The sequence below is a fragment of the Mycobacterium sp. P7213 genome (genome assembly GCF_900604305.1).
GTDB lineage: Bacteria > Actinomycetota > Actinomycetes > Mycobacteriales > Mycobacteriaceae > Mycobacterium.
Genome location: NZ_UWOA01000018.1, coordinates 1 through 24,036, shown reverse-complemented (window position 1 = coordinate 24,036; position 24,036 = coordinate 1). Strand labels below are relative to the sequence as shown.

Sequence of the window (24,036 nt, the reverse complement as noted above, 5' to 3'; positions counted from 1 at the left end):
ATCCTGTTCATCGCGACATCCTCTTGCGCAGCAGCCCGTCGAACAGGATGTTGACGCCGTTGAGTAGTGGCTGCCCCTTCGACTTCGAGTAGTCGGTGTAGAGCACCTCGACCGGCACTTCGCCCACCCGCCAACGGTTCTCGGCAATCAGGGCGATGAACTCCCCGGCGTGGCTCATCCCGTTCATGGTGAGGTCGAGACCATCGGCCACGCGCCGGTTGAACACCCGCAGCCCGTTGTGGGCGTCGGAGAGCCCCAGTCGGCGAATCCGCGGGTTGAGCAACACCGCGGCCCGCAGCACCGCTCGTTTGAGCGGCGGTACCGTCGCGGCTGCGTCGGGTGCGGCGAACCGGGTGCCGATCACGATGTCGAGGTCGGCGGTGTCGAGGTGGTCGATCATGCGTACCAGGTCGGCCACCCGGTGCTGACCGTCGGCGTCGAAGGTGGCGAACAGTCGGGCGCCGGGTTGCCGGCGGGCGAACTCGACCCCGGTCTGGATGGCCGCGCCCTGACCGAGGTTGACCGGATGGCGCACCACGTAGGCGCCCGCGCGACGCGCCGTGACGGCGGTGTCGTCAGCGCTTCCGTCGTCGACGCAGACCACGTAGTCGAAATTCGCACGGATCCCGGCGATCACGTCACCGATGACGGTCGCTTCGTTGAACGCCGGGACGATGATCCAGACATCGGGGTAGCGGGTATCGATGGTTTAGAAAATACACGCCTGCCCGACTTACGAATCGGTGCGCAACGCGGCCAGATGCACGGTGATTCCCACCAGGGGACCGCACAACAGGGCCACCACGGTTCTGGTCGGCAGGTCCAGCGGCAGCAGCAGGAGCAAGGTCGAGGCCACTGTGGCGCCCACCCAGCCCAGCGCGTAGGCGCGATGCAGTGCGGCGGCCACCGTCGCCGCCCCGGTCAGGGTCAGCAGCGCGATCGCGGTGGCTGCCGTCGTCAGTCCCGCCAGCAGCAGCCCGTCCGCACGGTAATCCGCGCCGAACACTGTGCGCAGCAGCCAGGGACCGAGCAGGCCCGCGGCCACCGCGCCCACCGCGCCCAGTGCGGCAACGGCCGCCGCCGGTGTGCGCAGTGCCGGCAGCCGGCGGCCCCGCTGGTCGACGAAGTGCGCGATTAGGTTGCCCTGCATGGCGGTCAGCGGCACCAGCAGCGGAGCCCGGGTCACGGTGACCGCCAGGATCACCACACCGCCCGCAGCGCCCAATTCGCCGTAGGTGGCCTGCAGCAGCACCGGGAAACCCATCACCAGGACCGCGCTGGCCCCGGCTGCGGTGATCGAATGCGCGGCACCGCGCAGGAATCCCGCCGTGCTCACCGGAGTCAGCAGTCGCGCTGCGGAGCGGGTTGAGGGTGAGGCGGCCAGCAGCAGCAGCCAGGCCAGCGCGCCGGCCACGGTGGCCCACAGGAACCCGACCAGGCCCCAGCCGACGACGAACGTCGCGGTGGCCACCGCCACCCGGACGCTCGCATCGGTCACCATCAGCGCGCCGTACTGTGTCCAGCGGTTGGCGCCGGCCAGCATGCCGAGCAGGGTGGCGTGGATCGCGAAGTTGGCCAGCCCGAAGCAGAGCAACACCACCGACAGCCAGCGCGCCTCGACGAACACGTGGCCGCTCCACAGTGGGGAACTGGCGGCCACCACCCCGGCCGCGGCCAGCCCAGTCAGACCGGCCACCCGCAGGGGGCGGGTGTGCGGGGTGGATGCGGGGTGTGTCCCCGCGTCCCGGGCGAACCGGACTTCCCGGGTGGTCTCCTGCAACAGACCGTTGGCGGCGCCGTTGACCAGCCCGAACGCGCCCCAGAACACGCCGAACACCGAGAAGCCCGCCGGGTCGAGGTCGCGCGCTGCCAGATACAGCACGGCGTAGCCGCACAGGGCGCTGAGCAGGGTTGCGGTGCCGACCCGGGCCATGCTGGCTCGGGCGACGGGACCGGTCGCCAGCCCACGGGGGAACCCGGAGGATCCGGTACCACCGACATCGGTCACCACGGCGCAAATAATAAGCGGGTCGCGGGGTACGGTCGGTCAGCCCGCTGAACTGACTCGACCACCGGAGGACCCCGTTGGACCCGTCGCTGTTGGAATGGCTGGTGACATTCGCGGGCGTGGGAGCGGTGCTCGGTTTCGATCTGTTCCTGGTGGCCCGCCGCGTACACGAGCCGTCGATACGCGAAGTCGCGATCCGGCTGTCGTGCTACATCGGGCTGGCGGTGGCTTTCGGCATCTGGGTGTGGCATTTTCACGGCGCGAAGTACGGCATGCAGTTCTACGCGGGCTGGCTGACCGAGTACAGCTTGTCGGTGGACAACCTGTTCGTGTTCGTGATCATCATGAACAGCTTCAACGTGCCCAAGAAGTATCGCCAGGAGGCGCTGTTCGTCGGCATCATCCTGGCGCTGTCGTTCCGGGCGGTATTCATCGCGCTGGGCGGGGTCGCCGTGCAGCGGTTGTCGTGGACGTTCTATGTCTTCGGCGCATTCATGGCCTACACCGCCATCAAACTGCTGCGTCATTCCGACCCCACCGGCGACGGGGAGGGCGAGGGCGGCAACAACGCCGTGGTGCGGTTTGCGCGAACCCATTTCAACGCCACCGATCGCTGGGCCGGCGTGCGGTTCTTCGTCCGGGACAACGCCGGAGCGTGGGCCATCACCCCAATGTTTCTGGTCGCACTCGCGCTGGGTACCACCGATCTGGTGTTCGCGATGGACTCCATTCCGGCCATTTACGGGCTGACTCGCCAGCCGTACCTGGTGTTCACCGCCAACGTGTTTGCCCTGATGGGACTGCGGCAGCTGTTCTTCCTGCTCGGCAAGCTGCTGAGCCGGCTGGTGTACCTGTCGCAGGGACTGGCGCTGATCCTGGGCTTCATCGGGGTGCGCATGGTGTTGCACGCCCTGCGCACCAACGAGGTGTGGTTCATCAATTCCGGCCGTCCGCTCAATGTCCCGGAGATCCCGACCCCGGTCAGTCTGGGGGTCGTCGTGGCGGTGTTGCTGCTGACGACGGGGGCCAGTTTGTACCGGACCCGCGGAGCTACCTCAGTGGAGTGAGAAGACCGGAATCGACGGCGCCGCGATCCGCAGTTCGTCGTCGCTGGAATCCGGTGTCAGCTCCGCCACGTAGCCTTTGACCTGCCAATACCACCGCTTCAGATAGCGGCGCAGCACCTCCGGCTTGTCGTCGTCGGCCACTTCGGTGACCTGGGCCGGCGTCGGACGCCGCCGCGGCCCGATCTGGATTTCGCCGGCGGCTCGCACATTGCGAACCCACTCGGTGTTGCCGCGCGGCGACACCAGGTAGTCCACTCCGTCGACGGTCAGCAGATTGACCACGACACCACGACGCTTGCCGCTCTTGCGGCCGCGCACGGACAGGGCGCGGGTGCCAGCGATGCTGATCCCTGTTTCGGCCAGCTTGCGGATCACCGTACTGGCGATGCGGGCGGCTGCATTGGGTCGGTCGTATCCGGCGGTCATGGGTGTTCCCCTTGCTCGCGATATCGAGAGCGGCGCTCTCGTTTTTCTGATCGTGGCACATCGTAGGGGGCAAATCAAGAGCACTGCTCTCATATCTGTCACACTAGTGCCGTGGGAAAACGGCAGGAGTCGCGGGAACGCATCGAGGCGCAGGTCATCGAGGTCGGACGGCGTCATCTGCGCACCCACGGGGCGGCGGGGCTGTCGCTGCGAGCAGTCGCCCGCGAGGTGGGCATGGTGTCTTCGGCGATCTACCGGTACGTGGGCAGCCGTGACGAGTTGATCACCCTGCTGCTGGTCGACGCCTACAACGATCTGGCCGATTCCGTGGGCCGCACCCGCGCATCGGCTTCGTGGCGCGAGGACATCGTCACCATCGCCCACGCGGTGCGGGACTGGGCGCTAGCTCATCCGGCCGGGTGGGCGCTGCTGTACGGCAGCCCGGTGCCCGGCTATCACGCGCCGGCCGAGCAGACCGTTGCGCCGGGCACCCGGGTCGTCGGCGCGTTCTTCGAAGCGATCGCTGCGGGCATCGCGGCCGGCGAGATCACGTCCGGGAAAAACGATGCAGCGCAACCGTTATCGTCAGACTTCCAGCGACTCCGCCAAGAGTTCGGCTTTCCCGGCGACGATGCCGTCGTCGTCAAATGCTTCCTGCTGTGGGCCGCCCTGGTGGGCGCGGTCAGCCTGGAGGTGTTCGGCGGGTACGGCGAGGACACCCTGTCGGCACCGCGGGCGGTGTTCGACGCCCAGCTCGCGCTGCTGCTGGGGATGCTGACCCAGCCGCCGGATTAACGCGGCGGTCCCAGCTTCGGCTCTCCTTCGTCGAGCCTCGCTAAACCGCCGGATCAGTGACCGGAGGTCTTGAACCGCTCGATCGACCGGGTGATCTCGGCCTCGGCTTCGGCACGGTCAACCCAGTCGGCGGCCTTGACGAACTTGCCCGGCTCCAGGTCCTTGTAGTGCACGAAGAAGTGCTTGATCGCGTCCAGCTCGTAGGCCGGTACGTCGCTGATGTCCTGGATGTGGTCCCACCGGTGGTCACCGGCCGGCACGCACAGCACCTTGGCGTCGCCGCCGGCTTCGTCGGTCATCTGGAACATCCCTACCGGGCGTGCCTCGACCAGCACACCGGGGAACACCGACTGGGGCAGCAGCACCATCGCGTCCAGCGGGTCGCCGTCCTCGCCGAGGGTGTCCTCGATGAAGCCGTAGTCGGTGGGGTAGCCCATCGGCGTGTACAGGTAGCGGTCGAGCTTGACCCGCCCGGTGGCGTGGTCGACCTCGTACTTGTTGCGCTGGCCCTTGGGGATTTCGATGGTCACGTCGAATTGCACCGGGTCAGTCTAGAGCGGCCCGGATTCACGCCCGGACTCCGCCCGTCCGGCACAATTGCGCCTGACAGGGGAGGAGAGACATGCAACCCACTCGGTGGCGACACAGCAGCGCCCATCTGGGTATCGCGGCCGCGGTGCTGGCGCTGGCCGCCGCCGTGGTGGTCGTGGCGGTCGTTGTGCTCCCGGACGAATCCGGCGCAGGTGCGCGTGTGGTGTCGCCGGCACCGGTGGCGTCCGCCAAGCCCGGGGTGGTGCCGGTCTCCGACGACGCCCCGGTGCCGGTCGGTAGTGCACTGGCCGCAGCCATGGCCCAGGCGCTGGCCGACCCGAATCTGGGCCGGCTTACCGGCCGCATCACCGACGCGTTGACCGGCAAGGCGCTGTGGACCCAGCAGGAAGACCTGCCGATGCAGCCGGCGTCCACCAACAAGGTGCTCACCGCAGCGGCCGCCTTGCTGGCGCTGGATCGGGATGCCCGGGTCACCACCCGGGTGACCGCAAGCGATCAGCCCGGAGTGGTGGTGCTGGTGGGAGGCGGCGATCCCACGTTGTCGACGGCCGAGGTCGGCCAGGACACCTGGTATCGCGAAGCCGCGCGCATCAGCGATCTGGCCGATCAGGTGCGCCGCAGCGGGGTGAGCGTCACCGAGGTGCAGGTCGACACGTCGGCGTTCACCGGCCCGACCATGGCCCAGGGCTGGGACGCTGACGACATCGAGGGCGGTGACATCGCCCCGATCGAGGCGGTGATGGTCGACGGTGGCCGCGTGCAGCCGACCACCGTTGAGTCCCGGCGATCGACTACACCTGCGCTGGACGCCGGAAAGGCGCTGGCCGCGCAGTTGGGTGTCGACCCCGACAATGTGAGCATCGCGTCGTCGTCGGTGACCGGCCGCGAGCTGGGCGCGGTCCGATCGGCACCGCTGGTGGTCCGGCTCGGCGAGATGATGAACGCCTCGGACAACGTGATGGCCGAATCCATCGCCCGCGAGGTGGCAGCGGCGATGGGCCGGCCGCGCTCGTTTGCCGGAGCGGTTGACGCGGTGATCAACCGGCTGGCCACCGCCCACATCGCCGTCAGTGGAGCCAACCTGCAGGACTCCAGCGGGTTGTCGGTCGATGACCGGTTGTCGGCGCGGACCCTCGATGCGGTGGTGCAGGCGGCCGCCGGACCGGACCTGCCCGAGTTGCGTCCGCTGCTGGACATGCTGCCGGTCGCCGGCGGCAGCGGCACCCTGTCCGAGAGGTTTCTCAACCCCAAGACGGGGCACGGTGCGGCCGGCTGGCTGCGGGCCAAGACCGGCTCGCTGACCCGCACCAATGCGCTGGCCGGAATCGTCACCGACCGCGACCAGCGGGTGCTGACGTTTGCGTTCATCTCCAACGACGCCGGACCCACCGGACGGACGGCGATCGACGCGCTGGCGGCGGTGCTGCGAACCTGCGGGTGTGGATGAGCGGGTCCGACGTGGGGAGCGCGGTGGACTTCGACTTCGCCGCGACGGTCGGTGGCTGGCTGGCACGCCCCGCGCCGCCGATGACCGACTACACACGCTGCCAGGTCGTCGAGGAACTGCACGCCAGTGCCCGCGCGGCCGAACCCCTGGTCCGAGAGGTCACCCGTCTCGGCCGGGAAGAGTTGGACGGCCCCGTCCCCGACGCCCGCGTGGTCGACCGGCGGCAGTGGATCGCCGCCGCCGCCGAATCGATGCGGGTGATGATGGGCGGCTCGGAGCGGCCCGCCGGTTTCCTCACCAGCCGGCTGACCGGGGCGCAGACCGGCGCGGTGTTGGCGTTCGTGTCCTCGGGCATCCTCGGCCAATATGACCCGTTCTGTGCAGGCGGCGGGGCGCTGTTGCTGGTCTATCCCAACGTGGTGGCCGTCGAGCGTCAGCTGCAGGTGACGCCGGCCGACTTCCGGTTGTGGGTGTGCCTGCACGAGGTGACCCATCGCGCGCAGTTCAGCGCCAACCCGTGGCTGGCCGGCTACATGTCGGATGCCCTGGCGGTACTGACCGGTGACAACAGTCCGGACCTCACCCAGGTGGTGGGCCGGCTGGCGGACCACCTGCGGGGCCACCGGGGAGACGCCGAATCGCCGGGCCCGTCAGGGATTCTGGGCCTGGTGCGGGCGGTGCAGTCTGCCGAGCAACGCACCGCGCTGGACCAGCTGCTGATGCTGGGCACGCTGCTCGAGGGTCACGCCGACCACGTGATGGACGCGGTCGGGCCGCTCGCGGTGCCGTCGGTGGCGGCCATTCGGAGTCGCTTCGAGGAACGCCGGCGGCGCCGCCAGCCGCCGCTGCAACGATTGTTGCGGGCGTTGCTGGGCCTCGACGCCAAGATGAGCCAGTACACCCGCGGCAAGGCCTTCGTCGACGCCGTGGTCGGCCGGGTGGGCATGGACCGGTTCAACGCGGTGTGGGCGAGTCCGCACACCCTGCCGTTGCCCGCCGAGATCGAAGAGCCGCAGCGGTGGATCGACCGGGTGCTGTAGCCGCGCTGCGCGCCGCACTGGGGGCGTTCGCCGAGCAGTATCTGCCGCAGGCGGGAGGCTGGGCGGTCGCGTTGTCGGGCGGACCGGATTCGCTGGCGCTGACGGCCGTCGCCGCCCGGATGCGACCCACCACCGCGCTGATCGTCGACCATGGCCTGCAAGCCGGCTCGTCTCAGGTGGCCGAGACCGCACGCCGTCAGGCACTCGAACTGGGATGCGTTGATGCACAAGTTATTCCGGTGACCGTCGGAACCGAGGGTGGTCCGGAAGCCGCGGCGCGCACCGCCCGTTACGCCGCACTGGCCGAGGGCCGCGGTCGGAACCCGGTGTTGCTGGGACACACGCTCGACGATCAGGCCGAGACAGTGCTGCTCGGGCTGGGCCGAGGTTCGGGAGCCCGGTCGATGGCCGGGATGCGGCCGTACGACCCGCCATGGTGCCGGCCGCTGCTGGGGGTGCGGCGCGCACTGACCGCGCAGGCTTGCACCGAACTGGGGCTGACGCCCTGGCTGGATCCGCATAACAGCGACGGTCGTTTCATCCGGGTGCGGCTGCGCGCCGAAGTGCTGCCGCTGTTGGAAGACGTGCTGGGCGGCGGGGTGGCCGAAGCCCTGGCCCGGACGGCGATCGCGCTGCGCGAGAACACCGAGCTCATCGATGCCTTGGCTGAGCAGGCGCTGCCCGGCGCCACCGCGGGCGCCGCGTTGGACGCTGCTGCACTGGCGGCCTTGGCGGGTCCGGTGCGCCTGGCAGTGATCCGGCGCTGGCTGATCGGCGGTGGTGGCCGCGGCCTGACCGATCTTCAGATCCGCGCGGTGGACCGGCTGGTGACCGCCTGGCGCGGCCAGGGCGGGGTGGCTATCGGATCGGACCTGCGGGGACAGCGGCTGTTCGCGGTTCGCAGTGACGGCCTACTGCGGCTGCGCGCCGAGCCGGTCTGAGCCCCGGACGGGAATTTCCTCCGCTGCAGTTGGTTGTCGAACTCTTGCCATGGCACGCTGTGCTGGTGGCTGCGATCTTGCCGGGGGAGAAACCTGAGTTGTACGCGGGTGACATCAAATCGGTGTTGCTGACCGAGGAGCAGATCCAGACCCGCACTGCCGAACTCGCCGCGCAGATCGCCGAGGAGTACGCCGATGGCCGTGCCGAGTGCGGCGACCTGCTGCTGATCACCGTGCTCAAGGGCGCGGTGCTGTTCGTCACCGATCTCGCCCGGGCGATTCCGCTGCCCACGCAGTTCGAGTTCATGGCGGTCAGCTCCTACGGTTCGTCGACGTCGTCGTCTGGGGTGGTGCGCATCCTCAAGGACCTCGACCGCGACATCAGCGACCGCGACGTGTTGATCGTCGAGGACGTCGTCGACTCCGGCCTGACCCTGTCGTGGCTGCTGCGCAATCTGGCCACCCGCCGGCCGCGTTCCCTGCGGGTGTGCACTCTGCTGCGCAAACCCGACGCGCTGGGCGCCGGCGTCGACATCGCCTACGTGGGCTTCGACATCCCGAACGACTTCGTGGTCGGCTACGGCCTGGACTACGCCGAGCGCTACCGCGACCTGCCGTACATCGGCACCCTGGACCCGCGGGTGTATGAGGGCTGAGCCCCGTCAGAAGGCCGGTGGCAGCGGATCTTCAGAGCTGGTGCATCGTCGGCTTGCGTCGGCCCCGCGACAGGAATCGAGTCAGGCTCGCGATTCGCCCTATGGCGCTGCCGGCGATCTGCGCATCCTCAGCCGTGAGGGCCCGTTCCGATGCCAGCTCGCCCTGGTAGCCGGCGTCCGCAATGGCCCCGCACAATTCTGCGACGCTGACGGCGGAATCGGCGTCGATGGTGGCAGTCGCGCTCGGAAAGTCCACCGAGGCCCGCACTCCGTCGATCGAGTTCAATTTCAGCTCGATGTGCGCCGAACACATCCGGCAGGTCATACCGGTCACGTCGAGTTGGATCCGTCGAATTTCGGACAAGGCTTCTCCTTCTGCAGGTCCTCTGTTAGTGGTCGTCAGAAAGGGCTGTCGGGTTCCACGCCGCAGCCGTGCGCGACCAGCTCGACCAGCCGCGAAGGCGGGGCGGTCAATTCGGTGACCGCATCGACCTGCAGGTCCAAACTGGCGTGGTCAGCAAGGTATTGCGCGTAGGACCGTCCCCCCAGGCGCAGGCCCAATGTGAGCCAGGCGTCGATAACCGCCCACCGGCGCGGGTTGCGTCTGGCCCAGTCGCTGGTGTCCAAGTGCTGCTTCCAGCGTTCGACGTCGTATTCGCGCGAACCGAAGTGAGCCAGAAATTCCGAGTACTCGACGGGTGTTCCCCGCAGCACGGTGACGGTGCGTCCCACGGGTGCCGACAGCATGCCCAGAATCGCTGCCGCTGCTGACCGGTTGCTGGTGACTTCCTCGGTCAGCCGTACGGCGGGGTAAGCGCGCACTGCTGAGCAGGCATCGGCAAGTGCGACCAGAATGTCGGCCGATGTCCGCAGTTGGTGCGGCTCGCCCAACACCCGGGGCAGCCGCACAAGGGAAAAGGCCAGATGGCCAGCGTTGCGCGCGACAATCAGCTCGGCCAGCGACTTGGACGCCGCGTAGGGATAAGGCGCGGCACGCGGATCGACAACCCGCGATGTTGCCGGTTGCGGACTCACCACTGACGTCGACAGATGCACCAGCTGGGCGCCCTGTGCCGCGCAGGCTGCAGCGATGGTCGATACCGCTTGGACATTGGCCGGCCGCAGCTCCCGATAGGGCACAACCACATTGGTATTGCCGATCGCGTTGACCACGGTCGCAGCGTGGGTGGTGCGGATCAGCTCAGGAATGCTTTCCGGGGCAATGTGTTCTATGCGAACGCCGTCGACCCCGGGCAGCTCCCGCCAGGGACCAACATCGGGCAGTTCGGAGGTAGTGGCCAAGACCAGTTCCGAATCGAATCCGTGAGCGCGCAGCTCGGTCGCAGCTCGAGCAAAACCGGTACCCAAGATTCCTGAGGCGCCGAGTACCACGACGGTGCCGCTGTTCGCGGAGCTCGGGCTTGGCGCGGGGTAGGGCAGTGCCGGGGCCAGGCCGGCGAGATCGTCGCCGATCTCGGCCGCGGTGACCTCGTCCATTCCCATTCCGTCGGTGCTTTCGATGAGCCGGCGGGCACTGTCGGCGCTGATTACGTCCAGCAATGACACGTGCCGGTCGAGGTAGCGGCGGGTGGACGGCAGGATGCGGATCAGGTCCAGCGAGCCGACACCTTCGGCCAGCAGTGACGAATCCGGCCGCAGGTCGCGGTCCAAGTGCCGACTCCACAATTGAGCCAGGCCGATTGCTTGGGCCGGCGCGGTGCCGGTGTCTTGCGGTTGAGTTTTGGGCAGACGATCGGAATCGACCTTGCCGCCGGGCTTGCGGGGAATCTCCGCGACTGCCGAGACTGCGAATCCGGGGACCCGGGCGGCCCGCAGCACTCCGCGAATTCGCTGCTCGGTTGCGGGGTCGGCGGCTCCCTCACGGCTGAGCAGACTGGTAAACCAAACTTCGAGCCGTGTCTCGGCGGGTTCCAGGACAACATCGCAGATCGCGGGATCCTCGGCGATCAGCCGGGTGATTTCGGCGGTGTCGACGCGCTTGCCGGCAAGCTTCACCACCGCGTCCTTGCGACCCGCAAATACCGGGAAGCCCGCGTCGGCAAAGCTCACCCGGTCGGCGGTGGCGAACGCACGCAGTGGTGGACCGTCGACAGACAGCACGGTGCCAAAGTCGGGGCTGGCCTTACCCAGGTATCCCGGAGATACCTCGTCGCCGAGCAAAACCACCTCACCGAATGCAACGAAGACGGTGTTTTCGGTCAGCGGCTGGCCCAGGCGCCGCCGACAACTGGACTCGACCCCGTTCATCGGTAGGTACGTGACCACCACAGTCGCCTCGGTGGGGCCGTAGCTTGAGATCAGCGCGATGTCCGAAACACCGCGAAACGCCTGCCACCTTTCGACAGCGCGGGAGCGAACCGCCTCTCCGCCGATCACGACTTGGCGCACGCGTGATTCCGCCAGGGTGGCGAGCATGTCGGGTTGGTCGCAGCACAGATGCCAGATGGCCGTGGGTAAATCGAGGACGGTAGCGCGGTGGCGCGTCAGGTCTTCTCCCAGTTGCGTGAGATCTCCGGTTCGAGTTGCCGCCGAGCGAACCAGAGTGGCGCCGGATTGCGCGGAGCCGAAAATCTCTTCGACACTGATGTCTGAAGTAAGGGGCGAACATTGCAGGACGGTGTCGTGCTGTTGCCATCCGTAGGCCTGGCGCGCTCCGCGGCAGAAGATGGCAAGTGCGCCGTGGGTGATCGGCACCAGTTTGGGGCTGCCGGTCGACCCCGAAGTCGGCATGATGTAGGCGATCCGCTGTGCCAAGTGGTCGTCGTCGCGGACCTGTTGATGTCGGTCCGGCAGGCCGATGGGCTGTGCCGGCAGGTCGGCATTGCTGACGTCGACCAATCGTGCTGAAAGCCCAGCTTCCGAGCCGATGGCGGCTATGCGGCCTGCGACTTCGTCGGCGTGCTCGCAGACGCTGTAGCCGCAACCGGCCAGATGGCAGGCGACCAAGAGATCGATGGTCTTGTCGGTGTGATCGTCGTTGAACACCAACAGTTCACCGGGATTGACGCCGGAACTCACCAGCCAAGCGATCCAGGAATCGACATACTTACGGCGCTGCCGCCAGCTGTCGATATCGGCGTTCGGGTCGAGAAACCATGCCGACACTTCCGGCCCTGTTGGGCTGGGCGGGATATCGGTGGAATGGCACCTACCGTCGGTGTGAACCTCGAACCACTGGTTAACACTCATCGCGACGGGCTGATTCCACTGGGCTGGCATTTTCAGCAACACCTGGGCGATCTCGGCTGCGATGCCCAGGGATTGGGGTCGGTCTTTCTGGTGATCGCCCTCCCAGATCGACAGTGTCAGGATCTGGTGCGGATCGTCTTGAACGGCTGCGATCGTCAGGCTCTCGATCGGTCCGATATCTGTCGTAGTCGGCATACCGTCGAGAAACGGTCGCAGTTCGGGCGCGCAGGGCTCGGAGAGAAAGTTGAGCGCCAAGGCGTCGGTCTCGGGAGTCCGGTTGATCGTCAGATAGATGCGGCGATATAGCTCCTCCCGGAACCAGCGCCGCCGCACCGCTTTGACGTATCCGCGGTCTACATTGGCCACCAGATCTCGCACTGAGGCGAATGCTGGGAAGCGAACGGACTGGGCAACCGAGTTGACGATGCAGGTGGCCACGTCAAGAGCTGGCTCACCGAACCGATTGTCGATGGCGTGCACCACCAAGGCATCGGTATTGCTTCGACGGCCCGCGTCGACGGCGACGGCGGCTGCCGTCACCAACACATGTAACGGGACTTGTTCCCTGGCAGCTAGTTTCGTGAGCGTTTCGTAGGCGGATCCAGTGACCTGGATGGACTCGCGCAGTACCCCTCGGCGAGCACTTCCTGACGTCGGTGGCGATTGCGGATAGCCGCCAGTGGCTGCCGCGCCTGCCAACTCCCGCTGCACCGATTCGGTCAACCGCTGCTGTGCGGCGGCAACTAGTTCGGCTTCGCGGCGGTGGGCGTCGGCCAGGCGCTCAAGCTCGGCGGCCACGTCGGGAAGTTCGGAGCTCAGGTTTGACAGGTTGCGGCCCAGCTCGGCTTCGATCAGCCCAGTCGCGCCACCGTCGAGCAGAAGGTGGTGTGCGTGCATATCCAAGCCCGTGACGTCGCCGCTCGAATTGACATGCATCCTGTAGCGCACCAAGGGGCGGGAATGAATGCCCGAATGCCATTCCTGCACAAGCAGCTCTGTGTCTTCATTGGGCATTCGTATTAGATCTTCCGTCCGCAGCCGCGGAACCAGGTGAGGATATTGGGCTTCGTCCTGTTCGAGAACGCACAATTGCACCGGGTTGCGTTGGACAGCGACTGCCAACGCGGACCGGAACCGGGGAAGCGGTATGGGCGACAAGCGATACCGGCGGCCGATCAGATACAGCGTGGGATCGGCATCCTGGAGCACACCCCGGTAGATGTTCTGCTGGGAGACAGATAGCGGAATGGGCGCCGGGGAAGGGGAGTCAGGCATGCGGGCCGGGATCTTCCAGCTCGGCGACCCAGCCGGCGATCGAAAGATCGCGCGCCAAGCGTGCTGGCAGCTCAGAATCGCGATCCACTCCGAGGCGCTTCATCAACAAGACGAATCGAACCGAGTCCAGGCCGAGGTCGCGAAGATCGGTGTCGTCGCCGTCGAAGAGGTCGGCGTCGTCGATGTAGAGCACGTCGCAGACCGCGGCGAGGACCCGCTGACGGATGGTCTCAACCATGTGCGCGGGAGTCGATCGCTGCGGCCAGGGACGTGCGCATGACTTTGCCGGACTGGGTTCGCGGAATGCTGCTCACCAGGACGATCCGCGACGGGCGGGCGGCGGACTCCACCTCACTGCGGTATCGGGCTGCAATGGCCTTTTTGAGGCTGCGAGCACCGGCCTCGTCCAGTACATCCGGCGCGACCACTGCGAGGCCGACGAGAGCTCCGAACTCCGGGTCGGGGATCTCGTAGCACGCTGCCTCGTGGACTCCCGGGACGGATTCTGCGATGCGATCAACCTCGTCAGGAGCGACATTGACTCCGCCGCAGATGATCATCTCCGAAGCACGCCCCCGGATGTAGAAGTACCCGTCGCTGCCTTCGTCGAGTAGGTCACCGGTGTTCACCCACCCGTCGCTCAGCACTTCGTGGGTCCGGCCCGGGTTGTTCCAGTACCCCAGCATGTTTGCCGGCGACTTGATCCACAAGGTTCCGGACGCGGCCGGCGGGCCTGCCGGTCCGCTGCCATCGCCGTCGAGGTGAACCTGCACGCCGGGGTAGGGTCGTCCGACCGCGCCTGCCTCGATGGCGGCGATCGACCCCGGTGCGGTGGGAAGACACATTGCGGTGCAACCAGTTTCGCTCAGTCCATAGACCTGCGCGGTGCGTATCCCCGCGGCCTCGACGAATTGCACGTCGGATGCGATAGCCCGCGATCCGCCATAGCCGAGAAATCGCAGCGACGGCGGCATCGATGTGCCGGTTACTTTCAGCTCGGCGACCAGACGTGAGAGCAGTGTCGGGACCAGGCAAACCGTAGCGACCTCGTTGGTCGTGAGTATCTCCAGCAGCGACGCTGACCCTTCACCTCCGGTGACGCATGTACCGCCTTGCATCAGGCAGTTCAGAATCCACCACAGGCCACCGATGTGCGTGGCCGGCAACGGCGAGTACGCGACTTCGCCTATCACCCAATCGATCCACGTCAAGCCGGTCTCCCGCAGGATGTCGGCGACGGCATAGAAGGTCCGATTGGCCAGCAGCACAGCCTTCGGCTCGCCGGTGGTGCCGCTGGTGAGGATCATCGCCAGCGGGTCATCGGCACCGGTGTTCGGCTTCGGGAGCACGCCGAGGTCTGTGCGCGAGGGGCTGTCTTCGGCAACCGACAGTGTCGGTACCGCGGCGAGGGACTCCGGCGGGTCCGAAAGGGACAGACGGGCACCCTCGGTACACAGAATTGCGGCGGGTTGCGTGAGATCGGCGAACCGTTCGACGGTGGCAATGGGCAGATTGCCGTCCGCCAAAACAGCTATGGCGCCCAGTCGGGCACAGGCAAGGACCGCCAAGTATGTCTGCGGTCCGTTGTCGGAAACAACCAGTACGCGAGAACCCGGCGACACCCCACTCGCCTGCAGCGCTACTGCCAGGCGCTCCCATTCGGCAGCCAGCTCGCTGTAGCGCAGCGGACTGCTTCCGTCGCAACGGCGTAACGCGATGGCAGCTGGCCGCTGGCGTACGTGTTCGACAATGCGATCCAGTACGGAGCTGGGGACCGGACTTATCATGTCTGCGAACCTATTCTGGTTTGTCAGCCGGGGATGTTCAGAGCGGCGAGTTCGAACTCGCCGAACGCCGAGCCGCCGTGTTCGTCCCAGAACTCGATAGCGCACGGCACCCGCAGATAACGCACTGTGCGTTGCACGATCTCGAAGTCTCGGCATTCCAGCCTGGCGCTGAACTTGTTGGCATCAATCGGCCTTTTGAACAGTGACGATGAGTTCCTGATGAACATGCTGGAGAGCTGATGCTTGCAATAATCTTCGAGCCCCCAGCCGCGGAAGGCCGGAATGACGCCATCGCAGATAGCCGGCGCGAAAGCGCTGTAAGCGAGCTGGTTGAAGCACAGCACCAACTCGACCGCATTGAAATGCCCAGTGCTACGGATGTAGGCAGACTCGGCGATCGCGAAATTACCTTGAGCTAGCACAGAATCAGCGCTTGCTTGCGACACTGCATCGACCAGATACCGACAACTCTTGTAGGTATACGGCTCCAATACGGTGGCCAGCACGTCTTCGGCGATCGGTGCTGCATCGCTTAGTGTGGTATGGGATGAAGCGACAGTGCTCATACTGCGTATCCCGGAGTCTGGTGGCCGTCGAGCATGGTCAGTCGATACGTCGTCAAAGTTCCTTCAGAGCTGCCGTGTTTGGCACGATGCATCAGAACTCGGTTGTCCCACAAGATGATATCTCCGACCTCGTAGTGTTGTGTGTGGATGAAGGGATGCGTGAAATCCGGGTCAAGTTGCCCGGTCGCCTCCATGAGCTGTTGCAGGACTTCTTGATCCAGTTCCCGCCCGTCCTGGTCTTCGATTCGAGTGGTCCCCGACGCGCAGATGTAGAGGATCTCTTCGCCGGTCTTCGGATGCCGGATCACGGTCGGCCATTTGATGGGCGGTGTGGTCCGGGTAATTTCGTCCCACACTTCCCCGATCGGCCGGTATACATCGTCGGGGCGGATCTTGATGTGCCGCCGGGGATCATGAGTGCTCAACGTTCCTCGGGCGGCGTCCTGTAACGCGGCGGGTACCGACGCCCAGGCCTGACTGAGGTCGATGAAATAGGTTCCGCGGTCGGCTCCGGGAACGCTCAGAGGTAACACCATCGAGAACGCGAACGGCTCCGGCATGAACATGTAGTCGATGTGCCAGAACGCGCCGGTTCGCGGAACGCCTTGGTGTTCCTCGGTGGAAGATACGAAGATCTCCGGAAACTCGTGATGGTGGTACATCGATTCGTAGTAGGGCACGATGTCGCCGACGATCCTGCCCAACTGCAGGTACTGCTCCGGCGATGGGTGAACGCCTTTGAGGATGACGAGCTTGTTGGTATATACGATCTCGCGAATTTCGTCGCGGCTGATGGTGCTCAGGTCCGTGGGGTCGACCCCGGTGATCTGCGCTCCAAGGCCGGTGCCGGTGACGGTCAGTGTCATCCGAGGTGGCTTTCCTTGCTCATTCTTCTTTTCCCTCCTTCATCGGTTGGGTCAGTTGCTCCACCTGGTCGGAGGCGCTCCAGCTGGTGGGCAACATCGGTACTCGCCGGATCTCGTCAGCGTGTCCCGTGAGTCCAGCGGCGCGAGTGGAGGCGACCACTGCCGCGATGGCCTCGGGGCGTTCGGCGGGGCGGGCATCGGACTCCGTGGCCATGACAGCGCCGTCGCCAGCTTGGAGGAACTCGTAACGGTTGCCGTGCATACGAACCCGCCCTGTGCTGCGTCGATTGCGCCGGCCGCGGACATCAGCGGCGACGGTCCGCGGAGCGGTCGTGCGGCTGGAAGCCGCGACGCTGTTGGAGGCAGTCATATCGTCTTTGGGGCCGGTCTCGACGCCGGGTGGTCCCCAGCCGGAGACGACATAGGGGATCAGCGCGGCAACGCCGTCGGGGCTCGGGATGACGGCGGGTGCGCTCGGTCCTGGTGCACCGGCGGTGCCGCCCAGGCCAGCGGAGGAGCCGGCCGCAGCGGGCGGTGCCGCAATCGCCGTAACGGGGATGTCCACGCTTCCCTCACCGGCCAACGGAGCGACGATGGCTGGTCCTTTATCAGCCGGGATCTGTTGGCCGTTCAGCAGCGGCAGCAACTTCAAGGCGCTCAGCGCGCTGAGCGCGGGAGCGAAGAACGGCAACAGCAGCAAGCCGTATGACGCGTAGTAGGGATACCACAACACGTCGTAGGCGATCAACGCGACCGCCGCCAAGAAGGTAGCGATCACCGGGTTGAAACCCAGGTTCTGGAAGAAGTCCTCGAAGATGCGCAGCAATTCTTCGACATTGCCGGCATTGTCGAGAAGTTCAGTGATGAGGCGGGTCAGCTCCTGTAGCCAATTGGGGTCTTCAGCGCCTGCTGGGGAGGTGGCCGCGGCGGGGTTGGAGACGATGGGTGGAGCGGGCCGGATCTGCGGGTTCGCTGCGACGGCTGCAGTGGCGGTGCCCTGATATACGGACATGGTCTCGGCGGCCTGCACCCACATCCGCGTGTAGTCGGCCTCGTTAGCGGCGATCGGGACGGTGTTCACTCCGAAGAAGTTCGTGGCGAGCAGCACCGTGTGAACCGCGTGGTTGGCGGCCAGCTCGTCGAGGCTGGGCATCGAGGCCACTGCGGCGCTGTATGCGGAGGCAGCCGTCTGGTGTTGTGCAGCAGTCGTGGCACTGTCGGCGGCCGCTTGTTCCAACCAGGTCAGGTACGGGGTGTGCGCGGACAGATACGCCGTGGCGCTCGGGCCCTGCCAGTGGCTGCTTTGCACCGCGGCCAGTACCCGGGTCAGTCCGGCGGCGGTGTCGTCGTAGATGACGCTGAGCCGCTGCCATTCCGCGGCGGCTGCCAAGAGAGGTCCTGGCCCTGGTCCGGCGGCAAGCATGGCGGAGTGCGTTTCGGGAGGCATTGCCATCCAGATCGGGGCGGTCAAGGATGGCACCTCCTCTGATGTCGTGGATTGCGCGGAACGCAAGGTGCGGGCCAGTTCCCGCCACCGAGGTGGTCGGATGTGAGAATCAAAAAGTTCCGGTCGATCACGGTTAGGTTTCTCGCAGCGACTCACGGGGGTCCGGCGGGTACGGTCTGAAGGCGTGCCAGTCATTGACGCCCGTCATCTTGAGGGGATATCGGAGACGGCATTGCTCACGCTGTATCAGCGGGCGGCCGAGGCTAAGCGGCCCGACGGGGTGATCGACGATCCCATGGCGATCGAGTTGTTCAACAGTCTTGATTACGATTACGCCGACTTCGGCAGGACTCACCAGGCCACCGCGATGCGGGCATTGGTGTTCGACCAGGCCACCCGCGAGTACCTGGCGGTGCATCCCCGCGCGACTGTCGTTGCCCTTGCGGAGGGTCTGCAGACAAGCTTCTGGCGTGTCGACAACGGCCAGTTGAACTGGCTTTCGGTGGATTTGGAACCCATCATCGCACTTCGCGAACTGTTGCTGCCGGCATCAGACCGGCTGCGCTCGTGTGCCCGGTCGGCACTCGACTACTCGTGGATGGACCAGGTCGACGACTCCGCCGGGGTGTTGATCACGGCCGAGGGGTTGTTGCAGTATCTGGATCGCGAAGCGGTGTTTGCTCTGCTCGCCGCCTGCGCCGAGAGGTTTCCGGGCGGCCGGATGATCTTCGACAGTGTCCCGAGACTGCTGAGCTCCTACTCACGCTCGCGTCGCGGGATCAAGCTCAGCGACAACTACACGGCGCCTCCAATGCCCTTCTGGTTCACGGCGAAGGACTACTGCGAGCTGCGTGCGGTGCCTGGCGTTCACGCTGTCTCTGAGCTGGGTGTACCGCCCGGGCGAGGCAGGGTGGTCGGCAGGGCACTTGCGTTGGCCTATCGGTCCAAGCTCCTGAGCCGGTTCCGCGCCCCGACCAACCTGGTCGAATTCGCCCGCCCGGGGTGTGATGTCAGCCACAAGAATCCGGGGACTTGAGTGATTCTTATCGAAGCCTGGAACTTTTTTCATATCGGCTCGACTTATTGGTCATGACACAGTTTCGCCACTCTCAGGTCAGCACAGCACAACTCAGCAATCGGGGATTGATGGTCGCCGGCGCCGCGTTAGCCGTTACCGGAATACTCGCGGTCAGCCCCGCGACCCCCGCGCTGTCTGGCGGCACCGCAACGCCCGCGGTGCAACTCGCCGCTTCGATCGACCCGTTCGGTCCGTGGGTGGATGTCCTCAACGCGACGGTGGCCAACGGGTCGCAGGTCTTTGACGCGATCAAGGACGCTCTAGGCGGGTTTACCGACACGCTGGAAGGGCAGTTCGCTGCGGCGACGTTCCTCGGTGTCGACGTGGCAACGCCAGAGGGTTCGGAGTTGGCCGCTCAGACCCTCGACTGGAATCATCTTTGGGGCCTGCAGTATCTGGCCGGGATGGACTTCGGCATGGGGATCCCGCAGATCGACCCGGTGGAACCCGCGGCAACGTTCCTGACCCTGTTGTCCTCGCCGCTCAGCGGTGTCCTGATGGGGCTCATCGGCCCGCTTGTCAGCCCCGGGGTAGAACTGATCAACAGCATCGGATCGATCGTCGACAGTGTCGGCGCGGGAGACCTCGAGGCGGCGTTGCAAGGGCTGCTGGCCGCTCCGGCCAACGTCGTGGGCGCGTTCTTCAACGGGGCAACGTTAGACCTCGATGCGTTGGTGCCGTTGTTGAACGACGTTCTGCAGGTTCCGGAAGGCAATGCGGTCCTCGGCGCCAGTTTCGCCTTTGGCGGTCTGCTCACGCCGGGAGAAGCAGACGCCGGCAACGTCGGCGGTTCGCTCTACAACTCGCTTGGTCTCGATCTGCAGATGCAGGGGATGGGAATGCCCTACCTGGCCCCGGGTGAGGGTGTCGGGCTCATCGCGTCGTTGGTCAATCTGGTGGAGATGTTCGCCGCCGGGATGGGCTGACAAGAAGTCATTTTCGGGCAGTAGTCACCCAAAGCGGGCGCTCCATACCGGAAGCGCCCGCTTTTGGCGATCACGACTGGCCGCGGAACGTCGTCGCCGCCAAAGGTTGGATCAGCCCACGGTTTGTGGCGCTGGTGGTGCATCTTCGCGCTGCCCAACCGTATTCGGATTCGGCCAGCGGGCCGGGAATGGACGCGGGCGAACCCGTTGCGGCCACCAGAACCACCTGCCGAGCAGGGCAGCCAGAGAAGGCATCACGAACGAGCGAATCACCAAGGTGTCGAAGAGCAGACCGATGGCGATCGTCGTTCCGATCTGTGCCACGACTGTCAGATCACTGACGGCCATCGACAGCATCGTCAGGGCGAACACCACGCCGGCCGAGGTCACCACCGAGCCAGTGCCGCCCATCGCCCGGATGATTCCGGTGTTCAGCCCGGCGTGGATCTCCTCTTTGAACCTCGCCACCAACAGCAGGTTGTAGTCCGAGCCCACGGCCAGCAGGATGATCAGCGACATCGCCATCACCATGAAGTGCAGCTCCAAGCCGATAATGTGCTGCCACAACAGGATCGACAGGCCAAAAGACGCCCCCAGTGACGCCAGCACGGTTCCGACGATCACCGCGGCGGCGATCGCGCTTCTGGTGATGACCAGCATGATGATGAAGATCAGACACAGTGCGGCGATCCCGACCGCCAGCAGGTCGTAGTTGTTGCCCTGCTGCATGTCCTTGAACACCGATGCCGTACCGCCGACGTAGATCTTCGACCCCTCCAGCGGCGTGCCCTTCATCGCCTCCTTGGCGGCCTGCTTGATGCCGTCGACGTGTTTGATCCCTTCCGGTGTCAGGGGATCGCCGTCATGGGTGACGATGAACCGGACGGCGTGGCCGTCAGGTGACACAAACACCTTCAGGCCGCGCTGGAACTCCTGGTTGCCGAACACCTCCGGTGGCAGATAGAACGTGTCGTCGTTCTTCGAGTCGTTGAAAGCGGTGCCCATAGCCGACTGGTTGTCCAGCATGACCGCGGTTTGGTCGAGCAGGCCGTTCTGCGCGGAGAGCATGGTCAGCATGGTCGTCCTCGTCGACGTCAATGCCTGAATCTGTCCGGGCAACTGCTCAATCATTTGTGGCACTAGCGCATCGAGCCGGTCGAGTTCGGGCAGCAATCGATCGATGTCGCCGGTCAACACGTCGGGGCCGTCGAGGGCATCGAAAATCGATCGTAGAGACCAGCATGCCGGGATGCCGAAGCAATGTGGTTCCCAGTATAGGTAGCTGCGCAGCGGCCGCATGAAATCGTCGAAGTCGGCGAGGTGGTCGCGTAATTCCGCGGTGTCGTCGGCCAATTGGTGTGTCTTGCCGACCATGCTGTGGGTGGTGGCGCTCATCTCGGTCATCAACAGCTGCATCCGCTGCATGGTGTCGATGCTGCGCTGCAGGTCTTCGGCGCTTGAGCCAAACTCGCTCATTCGGTCCCGCAGGTAGCCCTGATTCAGGACCTGCAGGGTGCCCTGAAGGCTGAGCTGAGCAGGCAGCGTGCTGAACTTCAGCGGTGTGCCAGCCGGCCGGGTAATCGTCTGTACCCGGCTTATCCCCGGTTGCCGCACAACCGCCTTGGCGATCTTGTCGATCACCAGGAAGTCCGCCGGATTACGCAGATCCCGATCCGTCTCCACCAGCAACACTTCGGGATTCATCCGCGCGGCGGAGAAGTGCTGCTCGGCTGCCGCATAGCCGGCGGTGGAAGGCAGGTCCGCAGGTAGGTACCGGCGTTCGTTGTAGCTGGTGCGGTAGCCCGCCAGGGCGACCAGACCGATAAGGGTCAGCGCCATGCTCGCCACGAGAACCGGAGCCGGCCAACGAACGATGACCGCACCGAGTTTGCGCCAGCCGCGGATCCGCATCGCCCGCTTGGGTTCCAGCAGCCCGCGCCGACTGGCGACGGTGATGATTGCCGGACCGAGGGTCAGCGCCACAAGCATGGCGACGACCATGCCGGCGGCCAGGGGGATACCGAGCGTCTGAAAATAGGGGAGCCGCGTGAAGTGCAGACAGAATGTGGCGCCGGCGATCGTCGATCCCGAGGCCAGGATCACGTGCGCCGTGCCGTCGAACATGGTGTGGTACGCCGTCTCACGGTCTTCACCTGCAGTGCGGGCCTCTTGGTAGCGGCCGACCAGAACGATCGCGTAGTCGGTCGCGGCAGCTATGGCCAAGGTGACCAGAAGGTTCGTTGCGAAAGTCGTCAGGCCGATGAGATGGAAGTACGCGAGCCAGGCCACCACGCCGCGCGCCGCGGCGAGTGCCAGAAACACCAATGCCAAGACAATCAGCCCGGTGCTCACTGACCGATACACCAAAAGAATCATCGCGGTGATGACCAAGAAGGTGAGACCCACGATGACTTGCGCGCTGTGGTCACCGGCCACCTGCTCGTCGGCCGCCAGCGCCGCCGGGCCGGTGACATACGTGGTCACCTCCGGTGGGGCGTCCACCTCGGCGACGAGATTGCGGACCGCCTCCAGCGATTCGTTCGCCAGCGTCTCGCCCTGGTTGCCGGCCAGGTAGACCTGTACGTAGGCCGCCCTGCCGTCGTTGCTCTGCGCCCCGGCGGCGGTCAGTGGATCACCCCAGAAGTCCTGGACATGCTCGACATGAGCGGTGTCGGCGCTGAGCCTGCTGATCAGAGCGTCGTAATAGCGGTGCGCATCATCGCCGAGTGGCTGTCGGCTCTCGAGGAGAATCATCGCCGAACTGTCGGAGGTGTACTCGTCGAAGACGTGACCGACCCGCTTCATCGCGGTCACCGACGGCGCGAAATCCGGACTCATCGGCACCGAGCGCATCTGGCCTACGACTTCGAGCGGTGGCACCGCGGTGCTGAGGACGACGACAAAGGCGACCCAGCCAAAGATGATCAGGACGGCAAACCGCCGAACCCATCTGGCGACGACGGAGCGTTCTTCCCGGGGAGGCGGGGCCGTTGCAGGCGATGTGATCTCAGGACCAGCAGACGATCTCATCGATGGCGGCAACTTCAAGTGGGCACCACTAGTCGATGACGAGGTTCATGACCCCGGGGGCGAACAGTTCCTACAGCGCTGTTCCTCTCTGCTCGGACACCTGTCGTATTCAGCAGTAGGTGGTCGGCGCAAGTCATCGCCTAATGGGTCGGATGAGACACAGGGAAAGTTCCCACGCCTGCCGCGGGAGGTTTTCTGGGCTGAGACGCGCTAGAAGGGCGGCGGGTCGTCGTCTTGGGTAGCCGGGGTCAGGGTCGGAAACCAGGTCGCTTGGCGGGCGGCGCGTCGTGCTTGGCGGGCCTTGTGATTTTGGTTGCGTTCGGTGGCGATGCGGGCCGCGCGGTGTTGGGCGCGGGTGCGTCGGCGGCGGGGCATCATGGCGGTGCGGTCGCCGCAGCGGTCATCGTCGCGTCGCTGCGGTGTTGGCAGTTCCCCGGTGGGTGCACACAGATGCGGGAACAGCAGGGAACTGCCCGGGGTGGTGACGTAGGTCTGCCCCGACGGCGAAGTCAGGATCAGCGTGCCGTCGGGCAACTGCTGATCTCGCCACCCCCAGAAGGTTTTCACCAGATGATGTGTGCGGCAATAGCATTTGAGGTTCGATGGATGGGTGACACCGCCGTCGCCACGAGGAATCGTGTGGTCGATGTCGCAGTCCAGGGCCGGGGGGCGTGTCTCATTGACTGTGTAAGTGGTTTGGCCTGAATGGTGGTGGCAGGCTGCTACCACCGGACAGGAGAGATCATCTTGCCGACCTCTGATTCGAACGCCGCTGCCGAAAAGCTGTCGAAGTTGTTGCCCCCGGCAGCCGTGGATGCGCTGCTGGCTGACGCCGAAGCCTCTGGAACGCCGCTTGATGGCCCCGACGGGCTGCTGGCCGCTATCACCAAATCCGTGCTGGAACGGGCCCTAGACAGAC

Annotated in this window: 20 protein-coding genes and 2 pseudogenes; 9 read left to right on the top strand and 13 right to left on the bottom strand. The window is 65.6% G+C overall.

The features are described 5' to 3' along the window. Window positions 1-7 precede the first annotated feature (7 nt). Window positions 8-706 (bottom strand): glycosyltransferase family 2 protein, encoded by a 699-nt coding sequence (locus tag EJK91_RS08840; RefSeq protein WP_024441712.1) that lies wholly within the window; start codon window positions 704-706, stop codon window positions 8-10. A 27-nt stretch (window positions 707-733) separates the two neighbouring features. Beyond that, window positions 734-1,933, bottom strand: coding sequence for a hypothetical protein (locus tag EJK91_RS08835; RefSeq protein WP_125078765.1), 1,200 nt, complete (start codon window positions 1,931-1,933; stop codon window positions 734-736). A 152-nt stretch (window positions 1,934-2,085) separates the two neighbouring features. Between EJK91_RS08835 and EJK91_RS08830 the strand changes: the two genes are divergently transcribed. Further along, the gene (locus EJK91_RS08830) at window positions 2,086-3,075 is read left to right on the top strand and encodes a TerC/Alx family metal homeostasis membrane protein (protein ID WP_046300265.1); all 990 of its coding nucleotides are present in this window, start codon (window positions 2,086-2,088) and stop codon (window positions 3,073-3,075) included. On the opposite strand, the gene EJK91_RS08825 is transcribed toward EJK91_RS08830, so the two are convergent. Further along, window positions 3,064-3,501 (bottom strand): nitroreductase/quinone reductase family protein, encoded by a 438-nt coding sequence (locus tag EJK91_RS08825; RefSeq protein WP_024441709.1) that lies wholly within the window; start codon window positions 3,499-3,501, stop codon window positions 3,064-3,066. The two genes, EJK91_RS08830 and EJK91_RS08825, sit on opposite strands and share 12 nt — an antisense overlap. A gap of 111 nt (window positions 3,502-3,612) precedes the next feature. Between EJK91_RS08825 and EJK91_RS08820 the strand changes: the two genes are divergently transcribed. Then, complete coding sequence (locus EJK91_RS08820) at window positions 3,613-4,296, top strand: TetR/AcrR family transcriptional regulator (protein ID WP_204368851.1); 684 nt, start codon at window positions 3,613-3,615, stop codon at window positions 4,294-4,296. Between the two features lie 53 nt (window positions 4,297-4,349). On the opposite strand, the gene EJK91_RS08815 is transcribed toward EJK91_RS08820, so the two are convergent. Continuing rightward, window positions 4,350-4,838, bottom strand: coding sequence for an inorganic diphosphatase (locus tag EJK91_RS08815; RefSeq protein ID WP_024441707.1), 489 nt, complete (start codon window positions 4,836-4,838; stop codon window positions 4,350-4,352). A gap of 80 nt (window positions 4,839-4,918) precedes the next feature. Between EJK91_RS08815 and dacB the strand changes: the two genes are divergently transcribed. From dacB to hpt, 4 genes are read left to right on the top strand one after another with little or no spacing between them, the layout of a single operon-like run. After that, window positions 4,919-6,295, top strand: coding sequence for a D-alanyl-D-alanine carboxypeptidase/D-alanyl-D-alanine endopeptidase (gene dacB, locus EJK91_RS08810; protein ID WP_125078738.1), 1,377 nt, complete (start codon window positions 4,919-4,921; stop codon window positions 6,293-6,295). Then, window positions 6,292-7,335 carry a zinc-dependent metalloprotease gene (locus EJK91_RS08805; RefSeq protein ID WP_125078737.1) on the top strand — a complete coding sequence of 348 codons (1,044 nt, stop codon included), beginning with the start codon at window positions 6,292-6,294 and terminating at the stop codon, window positions 7,333-7,335. The genes dacB and EJK91_RS08805 overlap by 4 nt, the downstream gene beginning before the upstream one ends. After that, window positions 7,314-8,276: a tRNA lysidine(34) synthetase TilS gene (gene tilS / locus EJK91_RS08800; protein ID WP_125078736.1), complete on the top strand. Its 963-nt coding sequence runs from the start codon at window positions 7,314-7,316 to the stop codon at window positions 8,274-8,276. The genes EJK91_RS08805 and tilS overlap by 22 nt, the downstream gene beginning before the upstream one ends. A 29-nt stretch (window positions 8,277-8,305) precedes the next feature. Further along, window positions 8,306-8,932 (top strand): hypoxanthine phosphoribosyltransferase, encoded by a 627-nt coding sequence (hpt, locus tag EJK91_RS08795; RefSeq protein WP_125078735.1) that lies wholly within the window; start codon window positions 8,306-8,308, stop codon window positions 8,930-8,932. Between the two features lie 31 nt (window positions 8,933-8,963). Here hpt and EJK91_RS08790 read toward each other — a convergent pair whose 3' ends face one another. The 7 genes from EJK91_RS08790 to EJK91_RS08760 are packed head-to-tail and all read right to left on the bottom strand — an operon-like array spanning window position 8,964 to window position 18,083. Beyond that, complete coding sequence (locus EJK91_RS08790) at window positions 8,964-9,296, bottom strand: heavy-metal-associated domain-containing protein (RefSeq protein WP_125078734.1); 333 nt, start codon at window positions 9,294-9,296, stop codon at window positions 8,964-8,966. A 35-nt stretch (window positions 9,297-9,331) separates the two neighbouring features. Further along, the gene (locus tag EJK91_RS08785) at window positions 9,332-13,417 is read right to left on the bottom strand and encodes an AMP-binding protein (RefSeq protein ID WP_125078733.1); all 4,086 of its coding nucleotides are present in this window, start codon (window positions 13,415-13,417) and stop codon (window positions 9,332-9,334) included. Then, entirely contained in the window at window positions 13,410-13,643 is a 234-nt protein-coding gene (locus EJK91_RS08780; RefSeq protein ID WP_125078764.1) for an acyl carrier protein, read from the bottom strand. The genes EJK91_RS08785 and EJK91_RS08780 overlap by 8 nt, the downstream gene beginning before the upstream one ends. Before the next feature lie 4 nt (window positions 13,644-13,647). Beyond that, on the bottom strand, window positions 13,648-15,204 hold the full coding sequence (gene fadD10, locus EJK91_RS08775) for a fatty acid--CoA ligase FadD10 (protein WP_125078732.1): 1,557 nt from the start codon (window positions 15,202-15,204) through the stop codon (window positions 13,648-13,650). Window positions 15,205-15,227: 23 nt separating this feature from the next. Then, complete coding sequence (locus tag EJK91_RS08770) at window positions 15,228-15,770, bottom strand: FcoT family thioesterase (protein WP_125078731.1); 543 nt, start codon at window positions 15,768-15,770, stop codon at window positions 15,228-15,230. Beyond that, complete coding sequence (gene scoE / locus EJK91_RS08765) at window positions 15,767-16,636, bottom strand: (3R)-3-[(carboxymethyl)amino]fatty acid oxygenase/decarboxylase (RefSeq protein ID WP_125078730.1); 870 nt, start codon at window positions 16,634-16,636, stop codon at window positions 15,767-15,769. Before scoE ends, EJK91_RS08770 begins: the two co-directional genes overlap by 4 nt. A 19-nt stretch (window positions 16,637-16,655) precedes the next feature. Then, entirely contained in the window at window positions 16,656-18,083 is a 1,428-nt protein-coding gene (locus tag EJK91_RS08760; RefSeq protein WP_369797588.1) for a PPE family protein, read from the bottom strand. A 184-nt stretch (window positions 18,084-18,267) separates the two neighbouring features. On the opposite strand from EJK91_RS08760, the gene EJK91_RS08755 reads away from it, so the two are divergent. Both EJK91_RS08755 and gjpA read left to right on the top strand, forming a co-directional pair. After that, window positions 18,268-19,119, top strand: coding sequence for a class I SAM-dependent methyltransferase (locus EJK91_RS08755; protein ID WP_125078728.1), 852 nt, complete (start codon window positions 18,268-18,270; stop codon window positions 19,117-19,119). Window positions 19,120-19,172: 53 nt separating this feature from the next. Further along, window positions 19,173-20,087, top strand: coding sequence for an outer membrane porin GjpA (gene gjpA / locus EJK91_RS08750; RefSeq protein ID WP_125078727.1), 915 nt, complete (start codon window positions 19,173-19,175; stop codon window positions 20,085-20,087). Between the two features lie 111 nt (window positions 20,088-20,198). Here the strand turns inward: gjpA and EJK91_RS08745 are convergent, their stop codons facing one another. Next, entirely contained in the window at window positions 20,199-23,117 is a 2,919-nt protein-coding gene (locus EJK91_RS08745) for an MMPL/RND family transporter (RefSeq protein WP_125078726.1), read from the bottom strand. A gap of 210 nt (window positions 23,118-23,327) precedes the next feature. After that, window positions 23,328-23,783 (bottom strand): annotated as a pseudogene (locus tag EJK91_RS08740) (HNH endonuclease signature motif containing protein); the annotation flags it as partial. 117 nt (window positions 23,784-23,900) lie between these two features. Between EJK91_RS08740 and EJK91_RS08735 the strand changes: the two are divergent. Next, window positions 23,901-24,036: pseudogene (locus EJK91_RS08735) on the top strand (IS256 family transposase); the annotation flags it as partial.

Coding starts and splice junctions, on each gene's coding strand:
- EJK91_RS08835 (WP_125078765.1), bottom strand. CDS start 1,933: ATGGCCCGGGTCGGCACCGCAACCCTGCTCAGCGCCCTGTGCGGCTAC.
- EJK91_RS08825 (WP_024441709.1), bottom strand. CDS start 3,501: ATGACCGCCGGATACGACCGACCCAATGCAGCCGCCCGCATCGCCAGT.
- dacB (WP_125078738.1), top strand. CDS start 4,919: ATGCAACCCACTCGGTGGCGACACAGCAGCGCCCATCTGGGTATCGCG.
- EJK91_RS08805 (WP_125078737.1), top strand. CDS start 6,292: ATGAGCGGGTCCGACGTGGGGAGCGCGGTGGACTTCGACTTCGCCGCG.
- EJK91_RS08785 (WP_125078733.1), bottom strand. CDS start 13,417: ATGCCTGACTCCCCTTCCCCGGCGCCCATTCCGCTATCTGTCTCCCAG.
- fadD10 (WP_125078732.1), bottom strand. CDS start 15,204: ATGATAAGTCCGGTCCCCAGCTCCGTACTGGATCGCATTGTCGAACAC.
- EJK91_RS08770 (WP_125078731.1), bottom strand. CDS start 15,770: ATGAGCACTGTCGCTTCATCCCATACCACACTAAGCGATGCAGCACCG.
- scoE (WP_125078730.1), bottom strand. CDS start 16,636: ATGACACTGACCGTCACCGGCACCGGCCTTGGAGCGCAGATCACCGGG.
- EJK91_RS08760 (WP_369797588.1), bottom strand. CDS start 18,083: ATGCCTCCCGAAACGCACTCCGCCATGCTTGCCGCCGGACCAGGGCCA.
- gjpA (WP_125078727.1), top strand. CDS start 19,173: ATGACACAGTTTCGCCACTCTCAGGTCAGCACAGCACAACTCAGCAAT.
- EJK91_RS08745 (WP_125078726.1), bottom strand. CDS start 23,117: ATGAGATCGTCTGCTGGTCCTGAGATCACATCGCCTGCAACGGCCCCG.